This is a genomic window from Halohasta sp. A2 (genome assembly GCF_056175805.1).
The window spans coordinates 1-588 of sequence record NZ_JAQFWV010000193.1; the positions used below are offsets into that span (position 1 = coordinate 1).

A 588-nucleotide genomic window follows, 5' to 3' on the forward strand; every position below is an offset into this window, starting at 1 on the left:
TTGCCATCGATCTTCACGAGTGGCGGTTCTACGGATCTGCTGACACTGACCACGTGATAACGACATATCCTGATCTAGGAACGAACAGAGCATTTTGCTTCGCAACGCTGTGCATTGTTGCACCACATACGCGGTTTACCCTTGAGGTGGTGCCGATGGACGCGACCGGCTTTCGCGCCAAGCGCGAAGCCGTTCGCTCCTTGCTCGAAACAGCACAACAGTACGTCTCAATTCGGCACGTCTACCTGGATCGTGGATTCTATCAAGTCCACGTCGTCGCGGAGTTAGAACAACTGGGCGTTGATTATATCGTGCGTGCCCGACCGAGTAGTGGGATGAAAGACCGCCTCAGCGCCAGCGCTGAGACGGTCGCTGGTGAGTATACGATGCAGCGAAACCGCAAACCAACGGCGTCAGTAGATGTCACAGTCTTTGCGGTTCCACACCGTACGGACGAAGATGAGCACGTCTGGTTCGTGACGAGTTTGGACGTAGATGCTTCGACAGCGAAAGCGTACGCGGCGGCGTTCCGCCGCCGCTGGGGAATCGAAACCTCGTATCGACAGATCGGTGATTTCCTCCCGAGAA

The 588-nt window shown here is 55.8% G+C and carries 1 protein-coding gene; it reads left to right on the top strand.

The annotated features are described in order from the left end of the window. Window positions 1–146: 146 nt before the first annotated feature. Window positions 147–588 (top strand): transposase (locus O2S87_RS18740; protein WP_475410227.1); only part of this gene is annotated, 442 nt, incomplete at its 3' end.